This is a genomic window from Pseudoalteromonas sp. PB2-1 (assembly GCF_045040605.1).
Classification (GTDB): domain Bacteria; phylum Pseudomonadota; class Gammaproteobacteria; order Enterobacterales; family Alteromonadaceae; genus Pseudoalteromonas; species Pseudoalteromonas arabiensis.
The window spans coordinates 3059276-3074369 of sequence record NZ_CP090667.1 but is presented as its reverse complement, the minus strand read 5'-3'; the positions used below and the strand labels follow the sequence as shown (position 1 = coordinate 3074369).

General features: G+C 40.5%; 15 protein-coding genes. 9 read left to right on the top strand and 6 right to left on the bottom strand.

Translation table 11 applies throughout. The features are described 5' to 3' along the window. The first annotated feature begins 114 nt into the window (after positions 1–114). Entirely contained in the window at positions 115–918 is an 804-nt protein-coding gene (locus L0Z67_RS14300; RefSeq protein ID WP_405128173.1) for a hypothetical protein, read from the top strand. Continuing rightward, positions 867–2018 (top strand): alpha/beta hydrolase family protein, encoded by a 1152-nt coding sequence (locus L0Z67_RS14295; protein WP_405128172.1) that lies wholly within the window; start codon positions 867–869, stop codon positions 2016–2018. The genes L0Z67_RS14300 and L0Z67_RS14295 overlap by 52 nt, the downstream gene beginning before the upstream one ends. Positions 2019–2115: 97 nt before the next feature. Here L0Z67_RS14295 and L0Z67_RS14290 read toward each other — a convergent pair whose 3' ends face one another. Continuing rightward, the gene (locus tag L0Z67_RS14290) at positions 2116–3042 is read right to left on the bottom strand and encodes a manganese-dependent inorganic pyrophosphatase (RefSeq protein ID WP_405128171.1); all 927 of its coding nucleotides are present in this window, start codon (positions 3040–3042) and stop codon (positions 2116–2118) included. A gap of 150 nt (positions 3043–3192) precedes the next feature. Here L0Z67_RS14290 and L0Z67_RS14285 point away from each other — a divergent pair, with 150 nt between their 5' ends. Together L0Z67_RS14285 and mutM are read left to right on the top strand one after the other, a co-directional pair. Beyond that, entirely contained in the window at positions 3193–3684 is a 492-nt protein-coding gene (locus L0Z67_RS14285; protein ID WP_062568645.1) for a hypothetical protein, read from the top strand. An 11-nt stretch (positions 3685–3695) separates the two neighbouring features. Next, entirely contained in the window at positions 3696–4505 is an 810-nt protein-coding gene (gene mutM, locus L0Z67_RS14280; RefSeq protein ID WP_062568646.1) for a bifunctional DNA-formamidopyrimidine glycosylase/DNA-(apurinic or apyrimidinic site) lyase, read from the top strand. A 45-nt stretch (positions 4506–4550) separates the two neighbouring features. Here the strand turns inward: mutM and L0Z67_RS14275 are convergent, their stop codons facing one another. The 4 genes from L0Z67_RS14275 to L0Z67_RS14260 are packed head-to-tail and all read right to left on the bottom strand — an operon-like array spanning position 4551 to position 8121. Further along, entirely contained in the window at positions 4551–5039 is a 489-nt protein-coding gene (locus L0Z67_RS14275) for a DUF3299 domain-containing protein (protein ID WP_062568647.1), read from the bottom strand. Between the two features lie 8 nt (positions 5040–5047). Next, positions 5048–6346: an ABC transporter permease gene (locus tag L0Z67_RS14270; RefSeq protein WP_405128170.1), complete on the bottom strand. Its 1299-nt coding sequence runs from the start codon at positions 6344–6346 to the stop codon at positions 5048–5050. Continuing rightward, a complete protein-coding gene (locus L0Z67_RS14265; RefSeq protein ID WP_405128169.1) occupies positions 6333–7031 on the bottom strand; it encodes an ABC transporter ATP-binding protein in 699 nt (232 codons plus the stop codon). Before L0Z67_RS14265 ends, L0Z67_RS14270 begins: the two co-directional genes overlap by 14 nt. 16 nt (positions 7032–7047) lie before the next feature. Further along, positions 7048–8121 carry a CDP-glycerol glycerophosphotransferase family protein gene (locus L0Z67_RS14260; RefSeq protein ID WP_405128168.1) on the bottom strand — a complete coding sequence of 358 codons (1074 nt, stop codon included), beginning with the start codon at positions 8119–8121 and terminating at the stop codon, positions 7048–7050. A 217-nt stretch (positions 8122–8338) separates the two neighbouring features. Here L0Z67_RS14260 and L0Z67_RS14255 point away from each other — a divergent pair, with 217 nt between their 5' ends. From L0Z67_RS14255 to L0Z67_RS14235, 5 genes are all read left to right on the top strand, one after another. Then, entirely contained in the window at positions 8339–9445 is a 1107-nt protein-coding gene (locus tag L0Z67_RS14255) for a phosphoribosylaminoimidazolesuccinocarboxamide synthase (protein WP_062568650.1), read from the top strand. Between the two features lie 171 nt (positions 9446–9616). Further along, on the top strand, positions 9617–10270 hold the full coding sequence (locus tag L0Z67_RS14250) for a methylamine utilization protein (protein ID WP_405128167.1): 654 nt from the start codon (positions 9617–9619) through the stop codon (positions 10268–10270). Next, complete coding sequence (locus tag L0Z67_RS14245) at positions 10263–12578, top strand: EAL domain-containing protein (protein ID WP_405128166.1); 2316 nt, start codon at positions 10263–10265, stop codon at positions 12576–12578. The genes L0Z67_RS14250 and L0Z67_RS14245 overlap by 8 nt, the downstream gene beginning before the upstream one ends. Then, entirely contained in the window at positions 12565–13398 is an 834-nt protein-coding gene (locus tag L0Z67_RS14240) for a DUF3034 family protein (protein ID WP_405128165.1), read from the top strand. The genes L0Z67_RS14245 and L0Z67_RS14240 overlap by 14 nt, the downstream gene beginning before the upstream one ends. After that, on the top strand, positions 13398–13817 hold the full coding sequence (locus L0Z67_RS14235) for a group 1 truncated hemoglobin (protein ID WP_062568654.1): 420 nt from the start codon (positions 13398–13400) through the stop codon (positions 13815–13817). The genes L0Z67_RS14240 and L0Z67_RS14235 overlap by 1 nt, the downstream gene beginning before the upstream one ends. On the opposite strand, the gene L0Z67_RS14230 is transcribed toward L0Z67_RS14235, so the two are convergent. Further along, a complete protein-coding gene (locus tag L0Z67_RS14230) occupies positions 13814–14818 on the bottom strand; it encodes a glycosyltransferase family 9 protein (protein ID WP_193987799.1) in 1005 nt (334 codons plus the stop codon). The genes L0Z67_RS14235 and L0Z67_RS14230 overlap by 4 nt on opposite strands. Positions 14819–15094 lie beyond the last annotated feature (276 nt).

Sequence of the window (15094 nt, the reverse complement as noted above, 5' to 3'; positions counted from 1 at the left end):
ATTTAATATCTAAAAGCTCTTCAAAAACGTTAACTAAAAATTAATGCTGTGTTAGCTTTTCCTGTGTGTTATCCTTTTATTAGTCATTTAACTGGTTAATTCAAAAGGGAAAATATGTTAAAAGGAATCGTGACAATCCTGCTTTTGGCAACATTCATTGTCAATGCAAAAGCCCCTGCATGGGAACATTACGCCAAACTTCCAATGGTTGAGCAGCCAAGCTTATCGCCAAATGGTGAGCTTATTGCGACACTCTATAATACTGATTCGGGCCCAACGATTAGTGTTACTAAGTTTCCTGATATTGATTTTAAGGTGCTGGCACGGTTAAAGAAAAACAAAGACCGTGTTGATTTTATTCGCTGGTCAGGCAATCGCTACATTATCGTTTCGGCAAGTTATCCCGAATATGTAAATGGTCAGTTTTTCAGAGTATCTAGGTTGTACTCTATCAATGTAGAAACCTCTGAAACTAAAGTGCTTACATCTCCACGTTTTACAGATGATCGTTGGTATAAGTATCAGTCGTTTGAGTTAGTATCATCACTCAAGGATGAAACCGATTACGCGCTTATTTCCACCTACGACAAAAATGATAAGGGCTATGTTGTCTATCGTGTGCATTTAGGCACATCTGACTTTGATAAAGTTCAGGGTAATAAAAATGATATTGGTAGCTGGTATGCTGATAGTAAAGGGGTTATCAGACTTGGACTAGCCGTTGAAGAAAAAGACGACGTATTTACCGCATCAATTTGGTACAGAGCAAATAAAGACGCAGAGCTAAAAAAATTCACTCACAGGTGTGGGGCGAAGATGACACTTTTTCTATTCAAGCTTTATCAAAAGATGGCTCGAAAGCGTATGTGCTCTCTAATAGGGAGCTTGGACGTGAAGCTCTTTGGCTCTATAACATAGAAGCAGGCAAGTTTGAGGAGTTGATTTTTAGTAATGATAAATATGATCTCGATGGCGCAATAACTGATAATGAGGGCGAGTTTATCGGTGTATCTTTTTTTGATGACTACTATCGCACTCACTATTTTGATGACAAAGATGGCGCACAAGAGCGTGAGGTAGCAGGCCTATTTAAAGGAAAGCAAGCCACAATCAGCAGCCGTAGCCGAGATCATACGCGATTATTAGTGTCAGTCACTAACGATGTTACGCCGCCAACTTATTATTACTTTGACTTAAATACTCAAAAAGGAGGTGTTTGGTTATCGAAATACCCTTATTTAGTCAGAAAGTCATTTAGCCCTGTACAAAATTATAGCTTTAAAGCCAGTGATGGTCTGGAAATAACGGGTTACTTTACGCAGCCAGCAAATGTTAAAAATCCGCCATTGATCGTTATGCCGCATGGTGGTCCGCATGCCAGAGATTATAAGTATTTTGACAAAGAGCTTCAATACCTTGTTGAGTTAGGGTTTTCTGTATTACAAGTTAACTTTAGGGGCTCTGCAGGCTTTGGGAGCGCATTCGAAACGGCTGGTTATTACCAGTGGGGTAAACGCATGCAACAAGATGTGTATGAGGCAATGGATTGGGCAATTGCGCAAGGCTTAGCTAAAAAAGACAATGCCTGTATTTTTGGTGCAAGTTACGGTGGGTATGTTGCCTTAACAGCAGCCTTTCAAGAGCCTAAGCGCTTTAAATGTGTGGTGAGTATATCAGGCGTCTCTGACCTTGAAACTTTTGTTACTAAAACCGATAGACAAGGGAAATACTTAGGTAATATTGTTGATGTTAAAGATGATAAGTCTATCGATGCGTTAGCTGAGGTATCAGCAATAAGAAAAATAAACCATATTAAGGCACCTATTCTTTTAATACATGGTAATAACGATACGCGCGTTAATTATAATCAATCGAAAGATTTCTATGACAAAGCGAGAAAGCAGTTAGATATTAAATATGTTGAAATAGAGGATGGAACACACTTTTTTGACGATCAAGAAAGCCAAGTAAAGTTATTCTCTGAGATAACGCCGTTTTTGAAAAAGCACCTATTATAGGTAGCCTTAGTAACATCTAGATAAAATTTAAATAATAGAGTAATAAAAAAGCCGATGTTTGAAGTTACATCGGCTTTTTTGTATCTATTTCGTGAGATTAGATTTTTGCGAAAGCGTCTTGTAGTGGAGGTACTACTTGCTTCTTACGACTTAGTACACCATCTAACCAAACTTGGTCATTTTCAGACTCAACACCGTAAGCTGTTTCGATAACCGATGTGTCATCCGATGCGATCAGCATTTGCGAGCCTTCTTTCATGATGTCTGTTAGTAGTAGTAACACTGAATGACGACCGCCTTCTTCTTTCAGCTTTGCGATATCAGCTTTAAGGTCTGCTTTGATCTCATCAAATACAGCAAGGTCGATCACTTCTAGCTGGCCAATACCTACTAGCTTACCGTTCATGTTGAAGTCTTTAAAGTCACGCATGACTAAGTCGCGTGCAGGTGTGCCTTCAACCGCTGATTTCACCTTGAACATTTCCATGCCAAGCTCTTTAAAATCTTCGATACCTGCGATTTCAGCAAGTGCTTCAACACACTTGATGTCAGCCGTTGTGCACGTTGGTGATTTAAAGATTACTGTGTCGCTTAAAATTGCACATAGCATGATGCCAGCGATATCTTTTGGAATCTCTACATTATAGAAGTCATACATCATTTTGATGATAGTGTTTGAACAGCCAACAGGACGGATCCAACACTCAAGCGGTGTTGATGATGTTAAATCGCCCAATTTGTGGTGATCAACAACACCGACAACACGTGCTTGATCGATGTCATCAGGTGCTTGCGTTTTTTCTGTATGGTCAACGATATAAACGTCTTCACCTGCGTAGCTAAGCTTTAGCTCAGGGGCTTCGAAACCAAATTTATCTAGGATAAACTGTGTTTCAGGCGATACTTCACCTAAACGCGTTGGTATTGCAGGTTCTTCGATTTGGTTTTTTAAATAAGCAAGCGCAATTGCACCGCAAATTGAATCTGAATCAGGGATCTTATGACCCACTACATACATTGACATTGACGGAACTCCTTTAAATTTGGCGGATATTTTAGCAAAGTCTCTACAGATTGATACATAACAGACATGAAATTTTGTTGATCAATTACAACTGCCAATTAACGGGCTTTTTAGTTACACTTTAAGGTATTGAAAAGTGAGGAAGATACGATGCGTTTGAGCCGAAAAGCATGGAATAATGTGGTGATTATTTCGATGCTGTTGATGATTTTTTTCTTTAACGGTTTGCACAAAAAGCTCAATACTCCCCCTGCGAATGAGGGCGTTCAAGCTCTACTGCCTGAGCAAAGCTTTATTTTAGCAATGGCTTTTCCTGAACTGAAAATTGAGCGCATAGGAACTTCGTGGCGGAGCCAAAAGTTACAAAGCATTACCTGGCAAGCCGATGAACAAACACTAGAGCAATTAGTTGAGCGTTGGCAGCGTCAGCAATTAACCATCGCAGCGCTGCCAGTGAGTAAAATTTCAAAGGCATCAGCGGATTATGTTGCCTCTGTATGGCTTGCTGGTGAGCAATTGCCAGCGGTGTATCAGCTATATAGCATTGAGCAGCAATACTATTTATTGGATAAGCGGTTACAGCGGGTGTTTGTGCTTGAGCAAGCCGATGTCGTTCAGTTATTTCCGCTATACCCGTTTTAAGAGAGTCATAGATGCCTGAATTACCAGAAGTTGAAGTTAGCCGTTTGGGAATAACGCCGCATGTGCTTGACCAAACAGTAACCAAAGTAAATATTCATAACGCCAGCATGCGTTGGCCTGTGCCTGATGATGTTTATCAATTACAAGGGCTTAAAGTTACGTCCGTTGAACGTAGAGCAAAATACTTATTACTTGGCTGTGAACTGGGTAGTGTTATTTTGCATTTAGGTATGTCGGGTAATTTACGTGTTGTGGATGCTACAGAGCCCTTAAAAAAACATGACCATATTGAGTTTATTTTAGCATCTGGTAAAGCGTTACGGCTTAATGATGCTCGTCGCTTTGGGGCTTGCTTATGGCAAGCGCCAAATGAATGCCATACCTTGCTGTCAAAGCTAGGGCCTGAGCCGTTAACAGAAGAGTTTGTTGCAAAGCGCGTTTTTGAGCAGTCACGAAACAAAAAAGTACCTATTAAACAATTTATTATGGATAACGCTGTGGTGGTTGGTGTAGGTAATATCTATGCTAATGAGTCGCTATTTAAAGCCGGAATTCATCCAAAACGTGAAGCCGGCAAGGTATCATTAAAGCGTTATCAGCAATTAGTGCCCATTATTAAAGAAACCCTTGCAGCGGCGATTACACAAGGTGGCACAACATTAAAAGACTTTGCCCAAAGTGATGGTAAACCTGGTTATTTTGCGCAGCAATTGCTGGTTTATGGCCGCAAAGGCGAGCCGTGCGTTAACTGTAAAGAGCCACTAAAGGAAATTAGATTAGGGCAAAGAAGCACAGTTTACTGTGCTAATTGCCAAAAGTGACTCTGAAAGTAACCATGAAAAAGCACGCCTCGGTGTGCTTTTAAATTATAGTTCAAATGGTGCGACACCGACCGCTTTCATTTTATAGCCAACTTGGGCAATTTCACCCGACCACGTTTCTGTGCTAATCACCCCTGTAACAACGATTGCATCATAAAGGCTCTCAATAGGCACACCACCTTCAATTGTGACATGCACAATTTGGTTTGGTGGCGGTGGTGGTACGTGGATACAGGCACCAAAATATGGTACCAGTAAAAACTCAGTAATCACTTCGCTGTCGCCCTCTAGTGGCACTACAAAGCCAGGCAAACTAACTGATTGGCCGTTCAGTTCTTTAACAACCGGCGCATCTAAATCAGGTTGCACCCAATTTTGTTCTGAACCCTCATGGTTAGCTTGTGCTTGAGTGTCAATTTGTACATGCCCTTGAGGGATTAAGTCTTCCCAAAAAATTTCTTTAGGTTTGCCTGCATTCGCAAAAGTGCAAGATAAAAGCATGGCAACAGCAATAAATTTTTGAAAAAATTGCATAAAATTCCTTAAATTTTGATACTCATGCCATCGGCAAGTGAGTAAAAATATGCGCGGGTTGCAGGTATCAACCCGACGATAAAACCTGCAAACATTATCGCAGCTAATAGCATGAGTTCATAGGCCGATAATAGCGCTATATTAAGGCTTATTCCGGCATGGCTTTGCAAGTAACCTGCGCCGAATAGCATTAAACCGTAGAACAAGGCGACACCAACAAGGCAGCCTAGCCCAGTGATGAGTAATGATTCTGCGCTTATCAATGTAAAAATATGCCAAGGCCTAGCGCCTACCGAGCGCAAAATAGCCAATTCTCTGCGACGCTGATTTAAGCTCGACAGCAGGCTGGTCAACATGCCAAGTAAACTAATAATGACCACCACAATTGAAAAAAGTAATAATATTTTTTCGACAATTGAGAGCATTTCCCACAATTCGCGTAAGGTCACACCAGGCATGATGGCAAGTAATGCCTCCTCTTTGTATTGGTTGATATTACGGCGTACTTGTAGGGTGTACAGTGGCGAATCAAAACCGAGTAGAAAAGCGGTTATTTGTTTTGGTGTGCCGATGAGATCGACAGCATCATGCTGGTCGTGGTCGTGGTCGTGGTCGTGGTCGTGGTCGTGGTCGTGGTCGTGGTCGTGGGCTTTTTCATGTTGATGACTATGACCACCATGAATTTCATCAATCGCTGCAAGTGGAATATGCAAGGTTTTATCAACGGGTGTACCTGTTGCTTGTAAAATACCAACAACGGTAAATGGGTTATCATCATGGTTATGAAAGCTAGTATTACCCATGCCGTGAGCAATCACGACCTTATCACCCAGTTGATAGCCAAGGGATTTGGCTACATCAGCACCAAGAACAACGTCAAATAAGTGATTAAACTCATGGCCGTTTGCAAAGCTTAATGGCTGCTTCTTACCAAAGCGATAGTGAGTAAAGTAGTCCTTGTTTGTGCCAAGCACCGCAAGGCCTTTATGGCTATCACCTAACGACAGTGGAATGCTCCAGCTTACTCCTCGTTGCTTTGCAATATACTGATAACTTTGCCAACTGACGCCGTTATTAGCATGTCCAATACGAAATACAGAAGAGAGCAGCAATTGAATGTCGCCCGTGCGAGCGCCAACGATCAAATCTGTGCCAGAAATGGTATTACTAAAGCTACTTTTGGCATCGATACGAACACGCTCAATCGACATGAGCAACATCACACTAATAGCAATAGTGAATAACGTAAGCAAAGCACTGGCTTTGCGATTGAATAAGCTTTTTGCGGCAAGTTTAAGTAGTAGCATGTGTGCCTCCTTGTAGTTCAACAAGGTCAATGCTGCGTTTGAAAAGGCTGCGCAGGGTCTCATCATGACTGACAAACACGAGTGTGCTATTAGTGGCTGTGGCTTGGGCAAACAGTAACTTCACAAATGCTTGACGGTTTTGTGTGTCCAGTGCCGAGGTTGGTTCATCGGCGATAATGATTTCTGGGCTACCTATAAATGCTCTGGCTGCTGCAACACGTTGTTGTTGGCCAATACTTAATTCACCGACAGCTTGATGCTGTAAGCTGCCTGTTAACCCTAACGCTGTAAGCAGTCGGCTCGCTTCTGCACTAATAGTGGCATTGTTTTGAAGCGCATGGTGTTTGCGAGATGGTGAAAATTGGCAGCCTAATGTCACGTTTTCAATGGGTGATAAGTAAGACAGTAAATTAAAGTTTTGGAAAATATAACCAATATGGTCGGCACGAAAACGGTCGCGTTGGCTATTACTAAGTTGGTTTATTGCTTTGCCAAGTAACTCTATTGTGCCTTTGTTAGGAGTAGCAACACCGGCAAGCAAAGACAGCAACGTTGATTTACCGCAGCCACTCGGGCCATGAAGAAAAACATGTTCGCCTTGATCAATCTGCAATTGTGCAATATTGATCGTTGGCGCCGTTTGTTGTGAGTGCCACTTAAATAGCACATTTGAAAGCGTGATCATAACGACCTATAAGTTGTTACCATCGCCAGTAATTTAATTTTTTACGCATTTTTAGGTTACGAATAAAATTACGTGGTTTTGGCTTAAGTGCTGGATTAGTCAATAGTAATTCATTGCTGGCAGCAAGTACACGCTGACTCGATAAGCCGTCCTGATATGGGTGTAACTGTTGGCAGAAGTGCTCAATTTTAGCCATTAGCTCATCGGGTTCTGTGAGAGCATAATCGATGGCCTGTTCGATTTTGTCTGCATCTGTAATGTCAACGAGATGTTCCCCTGGGTTTTGGTTGCAGAAGGTCACCACAGGCTTACGTTGTAAAATAAACATCAGTAATATCGATGAGGTATCACAGAGCATCACATCCGCTGCTTTTAGAAGCGGTAAAACATTGTCGGTTTCTACAAAGGTTAAGTTTTCATTTTGTAGCGCTTTATATTGCGCAACGAGTTCACTTGGCATTTTAGGATGAAACTGCATTAAAATGCGCCATTTTCCTTGCTCGCTAAAGGCTTTAATTTGTTCATAAAGCTTTGGAGCAAGTGAGATACGCCTAGAAAAAGTCGAGCAAATGAGCAATGTTTTACGCGGATCTTGCTTATCTTCATAGGGGTTATTTTCAATCTCAGAAAAGTAGGGATCAAGTGTTGGCCAACCTGTTTCTTTTACTTGAAAGTAGCCATGCTTCTGAGCAAGCTCTATAAAGGTGGTCGTAGTTGATGGCCCTTGCGTGCAATATAAATCAAAACAGTCACGAATTTTAAAATGATTATCTAGGCCATTATTAACGCGTTTTCCTGAATTAAAGCCATGAAAAACTTTGACTTTTTTGCCAGGGATAAAGTTTGGAACAATATTTCCTGGTAGATAGACAATATCGGGCTGCCATTCTTTTACATCGTTTAATGACATCAAACGTTGTTCTTCTTGGTGAAGAAAATCAGGGTTAACCTCGTCTCCTTCTAGAAACCACTTAACCTCACCGCCATGAGCTAAAATTTCTTGCTGTAGAGGGCGCAAGATGGCGTATGAATAATTCTGTGAAATATACATTAAGTATTTTTTTTCTGCGGTAGCTGCTAAGTAATCCAAGAAAACCTCCTATTGTGAGGGCGCTATTATAGCGAAGTTTTGTTTATGACAGCAAAATTACAGAACATTTAAAGTTTATTGATTTTGTTATGAGAATTGAAAAGCGGATCGTAGCGCAATGATTGAGCTTTCATAGCGTCTAGATTATTATAGGCGGCCATAACCCCAATCCCATACACGTGCTCATTTGAGCATGCCAAATACTTTCGGAGATAGCATGACTAGCTATAAAGTTTTAGACGTAAACGATGATTTACCGATCCGTACCAAAGGTGCGGTACACAGTGGTAAAGTGCGTTCAGTTTATTGGTTAACTGATGAAGACAGCGCTCGTTTAATTAATGAAAAAGGTTACCAAGTTCCAGAGGGAACTGAGCTAGCTATTATGGTTATTTCAGACCGTATTTCTGCGTTTGATTGTATTTGGCAAGGTGAAAATGGCTTAAATGGTGTGCCAGGTAAAGGCATTGCCTTAAACTCAGTGGCATCACATTGGTTTAAGTTATTTGATAAAGCAGGTCTTGCAGGTAATCATATTGTTGATATTCCACATCCTTATGTGTGGATTGTGCGTAAAGCAAGTACAGTAAAAGTTGAAGCAATTGCTCGCCAATATATTACAGGTAGCATGTGGCGTGATTACGCGAAAGGCACACGCAATTTCTGTGGTATTGATTTGCCTGAAGGGCTAACAGCTAATCAAAAGTTAGATGATGTACTTATTACACCATCAACAAAAGGGATTATTACAGGTGTTGCCGAAATTCCTGAGGTGGACGATGTTAATATCACTCGCGAAAACATTACGAATAATCTATCAGTATTTAACTTTAAATCTGAAGATGATGTCGCTAAATATGAGCAATTGCTAGTTGAGGGCTTTAAGCTTATTAGTGATGAGTTAGCACAGCTTGACCAAATCTTCGTAGATACTAAGTTTGAGTTTGGTTACGTAGAAGATATCGATGGCTCAGACAAGCTTATTTATATTGATGAAGTGGGTACGCCTGACTCATCACGTATTTGGGATGGCCCTGCTTATCGTGATGGTAAAATAGTTGAAAATTCAAAAGAAGGTTTCCGCCAGTTATTAATTAATAATGTGCCAGACAGTGATGTATTGTTAAATAAAGATCGCATGGGTGAGCGGGAGCAATTAGCAAAAGACTACACATTGCCTGAATCTGTGATGCTTGAAGTGTCTGATACTTATGTTGGTATCGCAAGTAAAATAGTGGGCGAAAAAATAACGATACCAAGCGACCCGCGTGGTGAAGTGATTGCTATTTTAGACAATGAATACGGTTTGATTAAACACAGTTAAATACCTTTTTAGGCCTAACATTCCTACAAGGCCTTTATTATTTTTAAGCCAGGTTTGTATTTTAGGTACATCTGCTTGGCTTTTTTCTTGCTTTTCCTGCTTTCAGTCATTAACTTAACACAAGATTAATCTATACTAATTAGCAGAATAAGCTAAGCAAGGAACCAACCTATGTTTTTATTTGCGCATTGGCTTCGCGCGACGTGTGGTCTTGCACTCTTTACCAGTTCAACTTTGTTTGCAGCGGATATTTCATTTGTTGTTCGTGACCAGCTAGGAAATCCGTTATCTGACGCTGTTATTGAGCAGGTTGCAATAAAAAATAATGAATCTACGCCTCTTCCAGTCGCGGTAATGGATCAAGTTAATAAACAATTTTCTCCTACGGTACTGATTGTTCAACAAGGGCAGTTAGTGGACTTTCCTAATAGTGATGATATTCGCCATCATGTTTACTCTTTTTCGCCTGCTAAAGTCTTTGATATAAAACTGTATGCGGGGCAACCCGAAAAGCCTGAAAAATTTGATACCTCAGGTGTTGTGGTACTGGGTTGTAATATCCATGATTCAATGGTGGGCTATATCTATGTCGCTAAAAATCATCGGGCTACAAAAACAAATCATCAGGGAATGACAACACTTAACGACGTTATATATCCACTAAGTTTAACTATTTGGCACCCAAACCAAGTAAGTGATATTACTTTTAAGCAGTCACTGATTGTAAATCAACCTCCTAAAAAGTTTTATGAAGTTATTGTTGAGACTGTAGAACCTGCACCACGAAATACATTTGGCGAGATGTTTAAGGTAAATAATGGTTAATAGTTTAAGAGGGCGAATTATTGCGCTATGCGTGGGTTTAGTTCTACTTACCACACTGGTGAGTTTATTGAGTTCTTGGTGGTCAACAAATCGTTTTAATAATCAAAAGTTAGTTGAAGATATCAATGTTGCTGAGAATGTGTTCAAGCAGTATCTTAGCGCCAAAGAAAGCTTATTGTTAACGGCTGCGAAAGTGCTGACTGCTGATTTTGGTTTTAAACAAGCTATTGCCACGCAAGATGCCGACACAATCAGTAGCGTTTTAAATAATCACAGTCGACGTATTAACGCAGATTTAATGATGTTAATTGATTTGTCGGGTCAACTTGTATCGGCAAATACTGACTTAGATCATACCTCTGATGAGTTTACCCCTTTGATGCGTGAACTGCTGAAGCATGCTGAGCAATCAAATTTTATTATAATTGATAAAACTTTATATCAGGTGATCTTACTGCCAGTGCGAGCGCCTCGTACAGTGGCATACAGCCTCGTTGGTTTCAAAATTACAGACTTAGTCGCTAAAGAGTTGAAAAACCTGACCACTATGGATGTGAGCTTTATTGGTCAAGAGGATGATGTTGTCGAAACATCGCTCACTGATGAGCTTTATGGAAGCTCAGTACTTGATCACTTCAATAATAAAATGACACATCGTATTTTTGGTGAGAAGCCAGTTTATCGTAATCGTATAATTCAGCTACCTTCATTGTCAGGACATCAGGTTACGGTATTACTTAGTGCAGATTTAACGCTAAGTTACCGAGAATTTGAGCAGCTCTTTTTTACTATCATTATTTTAGCGGTTATTACGGTGTTTATTGGGGTTTTGACCAGTGGCTTTTTAGCTAAAAATTTAACGACGCCTTTATTACAGCTGACATTACTGGCGCAACAATTTGCCCGTGGTAATTATCAGGCAGACTTTGTTGGTAAAAAGCAAAGTAGTGAGATTACAACACTTATCGACGCTTTCAATAACATGGGTAATGATATTAAAGAGCGTGAGCAGCAAATCAGCTTTCAAGCGAGCCATGACTCTTTAACTGGCTTTTTAACCCGCAGTGCCATGCTCGAAAAAATGGAATCTCTGTTAGGACTTGGCATTGATTACACCTTAGTGGCAATTGATATCAGAGGCCTTCGACATATTAACGATAAACTGGGCCCACGGATTGGTGATGAATGTTTAAAAGCGGTGGCAAAGCGAATTTGTGAGTACTCAGAGCAGATTGGTGGAGTGAATGCTCGAATTGGTGGCGATGAGTTTTTAACTTTATTCCCCAGTCAAAAAGCAGGGCAGCTAAAAAGTAGTGTGATGGAGTTAATGGCTCAATTACAAGTGGCTTATTTGATCCGAGGATTAAATATAAGCTTACGGTTTAGCGCTGGTGTCGTCCATTGTATGTCACAAGGCGTGAACCCTGATGATTTAATGCGCCGTGTATTAATTGCTGTTGATACAGCCTCATCTGAACAAAAAAATGTGCACTATTATCAAGAAGGTGAGGATGAAGAGCACCTTGAACGATTGGCTATTATAGATGAACTAAAGCAAGCATTATTTGATGATGACGGGCAGCTTTTTATGACCTATCAACCCAAGCTAAATATTAAAACGCAATGTATTGATAAAGTTGAGTCACTGATTCGTTGGCAGCGTAAAGATGGTCAATGGATTTCCCCAGAGTTATTTATCGATTTAGCAGAGCAATCCGGTGTGATTGTTGAGTTAACGTCTTGGGTGGTAAAAACGGTAGTATCACAAGTTGCACAGTGGCAGCAAATGGGAATTTCGATGCAGGCTGCCATCAATGTATCGGCGCAGGATATTGCTTACCCAAGCTTTTACTCTCATTTGTCTAAACAACTTAAAGCACACCAGTTAAGTGGCCATTTAATCACAATCGAGCTTACAGAACGTGACATCATAGAAAATGAAGAGCAAGGGATAAAAGCGCTTGAAAATCTAAAGAGCTTAGGTGTTAAGATTTCTTTGGATGATTATGGTGTGGGACAAACATCACTTGGACGCCTGAAGTCGCTGCCTATTGACGAGTTAAAGCTAGATAAGTGTTTTATTTTAAAGCTAGATCAATCTAAGCAAGACCAATACATAGTTCAATCGACCGTAAGCCTGGGCCATCAACTTGGCTTTTCGGTTGTAGCAGAAGGGGTTGAGAATAAAGCATCTCTTGATTTGCTCACACAAATACAGTGTGACTACGCACAAGGGTATTATTTAAGTCGACCTCTCAAGTCCGAACAATTTATTCAATGGTTAGCACAATACAATGAAACATTGTAAATGGCTTATAGGTTTATACTGTTTAGTTAATATAGCTTCAAGCCTTGCAGCAACGGGCAAGTTGCTGGCAACACCTGGGGTTTCGCAAGTTGAAGGAAGTGCTGGGGGCGGGTTAGTACCGTGGGCGCAATTAGCGGGTTATGCAAGCGCTGATGAAGTGGCAATCAACGGTTTTTGTAGTCGTGCAGATGTAACTGACTACCGCTTAGATGTGTGTGGCGTGCAGTTTAACTTATTCGACCGTGTAGAACTTAGCTATGCGCAGCAGCAGTTTGATGTGCCTGCACTGGACACTCAAATTGAACAATCAATTAGTGCGGCTAAAATAAGGCTTTATGGTGATATTGTTTACAGTGAATGGCCACAAGTAAGCTTAGGCATGCAGCATAAGGAACTACAAAACGGTGCGCTTGCTTCACTTTTAGGCGCTAAGGATACAAAAGGCACGGATGTGTATATTGCAGCAAGTAAACTCCATTTAGGGGCACTTGCTGGATATAATTGGTTTTGGAACACTACTGTGCGTTACAGCGAGGCTAACCAGTTAGGCTTACTAGGATATGGGGGTAAAAACAGCGCTGAAAAATTGTTATTTGAAGCGTCCAGTGCTGTATTTTTAACGCATCAGGTGGCAGTGGGTATCGAGTACCGTGAAAAAAGCAATAACCTTGGTCTTTCGGAGCAAGATTGGAAAGATATATTTATTGCTTGGTTTCCTAATAAACATATTAGTGTCACTGCTGCATGGCTTGATTTAGGGCGTATTGCGGGGGCAGATGATCAAACAGGTTGGTATTTGTCAGTGACAGGATATTGGTAATGAAATATGGTCTTTATGTTTTTGCACTTGTGGTATTGCTGAGTGGGTGTAGAGCAACAAACCAGCTTAGCCTCTATCAACAACTAGATGGACAGCAAGGTATAGAAAAGCTGGTTGATAGTTTTATTAACCAAATCGGGCACGATAGCAGGATTCTTGAGTATTTTAAGCAAGCAAATGTAGCGCACTTTCGCCAAGGTTTCATTTTGCACCTATGCTCAGTCACTGATGGGCCTTGCAGCTATACAGGCGATTCGATGATTGATATTCATACCGGTATGAATATATCTGAAAAAGACTTTAACCGCGTGGTTGAGCTTTTAATAAACGCAATGGACGAGCAGCAAATACCTCAACGGCTGCAAAACACGCTTTTAGAGCGCTTAGCGCCCATGCGTTCAGAAGTGATCAATATTTAAATTAGCTGGTTAACCGCCTCACAAATTTGGCTAGGCTTGATGTCTCTTATTAGTTCACTGTCTATTAATTGCTGGCCGTTGGCAACCAAGGCAATGTAATTCTTTTGCTTCGGAGCGACGGTACTCCAAGGCGATGTGCCTAACCCGACTAATGCTACAAACGGGATGTTTGCGGCGGCTGCGATATGCATAGGGCCAGAATCAATGGTGATAAATAAATCTAAAGACGCAACTAAGTCGAGCATTTCTAACATAGAAGTTTGACCGGCTAGGTTTGTGATTGACACGTTACTCTTATTAAGTTTGGCGATTAACTGCTCAGCTTCATCCTTCTCAGAAGGGTCGCCAACAATGTAAAAGTCGCAGTCAGGGTGCTCTTCACTGAGTTTTTCTAAGGTTTGAATGGCGAGATCTTCAGGGTAATGACGGCATCGTTTATTTTTACCACCAAAGTAAATCCCCAGCTTTTTCTTTTTATCACCTTTTAAAAAACTACTTTTTTTAGCTTGTACTTCGGTATTGGGGATTTCAGAGAAAGGAGACCCATGTGTCTCGTTTATTAAACGGCAATAGCGGTAAATATAATGGTGATTTTTATTAAGCTTTAATGCGTGAGTTAGTAGTGGCGAACGTCCATTTTGTGCATAGCCAATACGATATTTAATCTTAGCTACAAAACAAAGGAGCGCTTCTGAAAGAGAGTTTCTGAGTATGATTGCTAAGTCAATATCGGCTTTTTTTAATATACTCGCTTGGCTTAAAAGTGAGCAAGGCTGATGCGTATTAAAGCGATTATCAGCAATAACCTCAATCGAGTGATCTCGAGATAGCATTTCAACAAGATGTGGGCGCGCTAACACATAGATTTTTTTGTTCGGGTAAAGTGTTTTAAGCATTTTGATTGCTGGGGTGCAATTAATTGTATCGCCAATGAACTTGGGAAGTACAACCAGTATATTTCCTTGGATTTTTTTACTATCAATTGTTTGGTTTTTGGGCATTTGAATGAGGCCGAGACGTTTTTATTTGCTATGTTCTTGAGAGATTAATCTTTAACTACTTCTTGCTAATGCTTATCTTTTTAACGTCAGATTAGTGAGTTAGCAAGGGCTTTTTTATTCTCAATAAGTTTACTTTTATCTTATTTTTCCAAAGATGATAGAGAGTATGAATGACAATACCCAGCTCATTTTTTGAAAGAATAAGGCTCAATTTTGCTGGGGTTAGACCGTTATTTTCTAATCGAGTTCTTGCCCAGTTATGTATTTATTTGTAGT

Excerpts from the sequence above, each read along its gene's own strand:
- L0Z67_RS14300 (WP_405128173.1), top strand. The coding sequence starts at position 115 with ATGTTAAAAGGAATCGTGACAATCCTGCTTTTGGCAACATTCATTGTC.
- L0Z67_RS14290 (WP_405128171.1), bottom strand. The coding sequence starts at position 3,042 with ATGTCAATGTATGTAGTGGGTCATAAGATCCCTGATTCAGATTCAATT.
- L0Z67_RS14285 (WP_062568645.1), top strand. The coding sequence starts at position 3,193 with ATGCGTTTGAGCCGAAAAGCATGGAATAATGTGGTGATTATTTCGATG.
- mutM (WP_062568646.1), top strand. The coding sequence starts at position 3,696 with ATGCCTGAATTACCAGAAGTTGAAGTTAGCCGTTTGGGAATAACGCCG.
- L0Z67_RS14275 (WP_062568647.1), bottom strand. The coding sequence starts at position 5,039 with ATGCAATTTTTTCAAAAATTTATTGCTGTTGCCATGCTTTTATCTTGC.
- L0Z67_RS14270 (WP_405128170.1), bottom strand. The coding sequence starts at position 6,346 with ATGCTACTACTTAAACTTGCCGCAAAAAGCTTATTCAATCGCAAAGCC.
- L0Z67_RS14265 (WP_405128169.1), bottom strand. The coding sequence starts at position 7,031 with ATGATCACGCTTTCAAATGTGCTATTTAAGTGGCACTCACAACAAACG.
- L0Z67_RS14255 (WP_062568650.1), top strand. The coding sequence starts at position 8,339 with ATGACTAGCTATAAAGTTTTAGACGTAAACGATGATTTACCGATCCGT.
- L0Z67_RS14250 (WP_405128167.1), top strand. The coding sequence starts at position 9,617 with ATGTTTTTATTTGCGCATTGGCTTCGCGCGACGTGTGGTCTTGCACTC.
- L0Z67_RS14245 (WP_405128166.1), top strand. The coding sequence starts at position 10,263 with ATGGTTAATAGTTTAAGAGGGCGAATTATTGCGCTATGCGTGGGTTTA.
- L0Z67_RS14240 (WP_405128165.1), top strand. The coding sequence starts at position 12,565 with ATGAAACATTGTAAATGGCTTATAGGTTTATACTGTTTAGTTAATATA.
- L0Z67_RS14235 (WP_062568654.1), top strand. The coding sequence starts at position 13,398 with ATGAAATATGGTCTTTATGTTTTTGCACTTGTGGTATTGCTGAGTGGG.
- L0Z67_RS14230 (WP_193987799.1), bottom strand. The coding sequence starts at position 14,818 with ATGCCCAAAAACCAAACAATTGATAGTAAAAAAATCCAAGGAAATATA.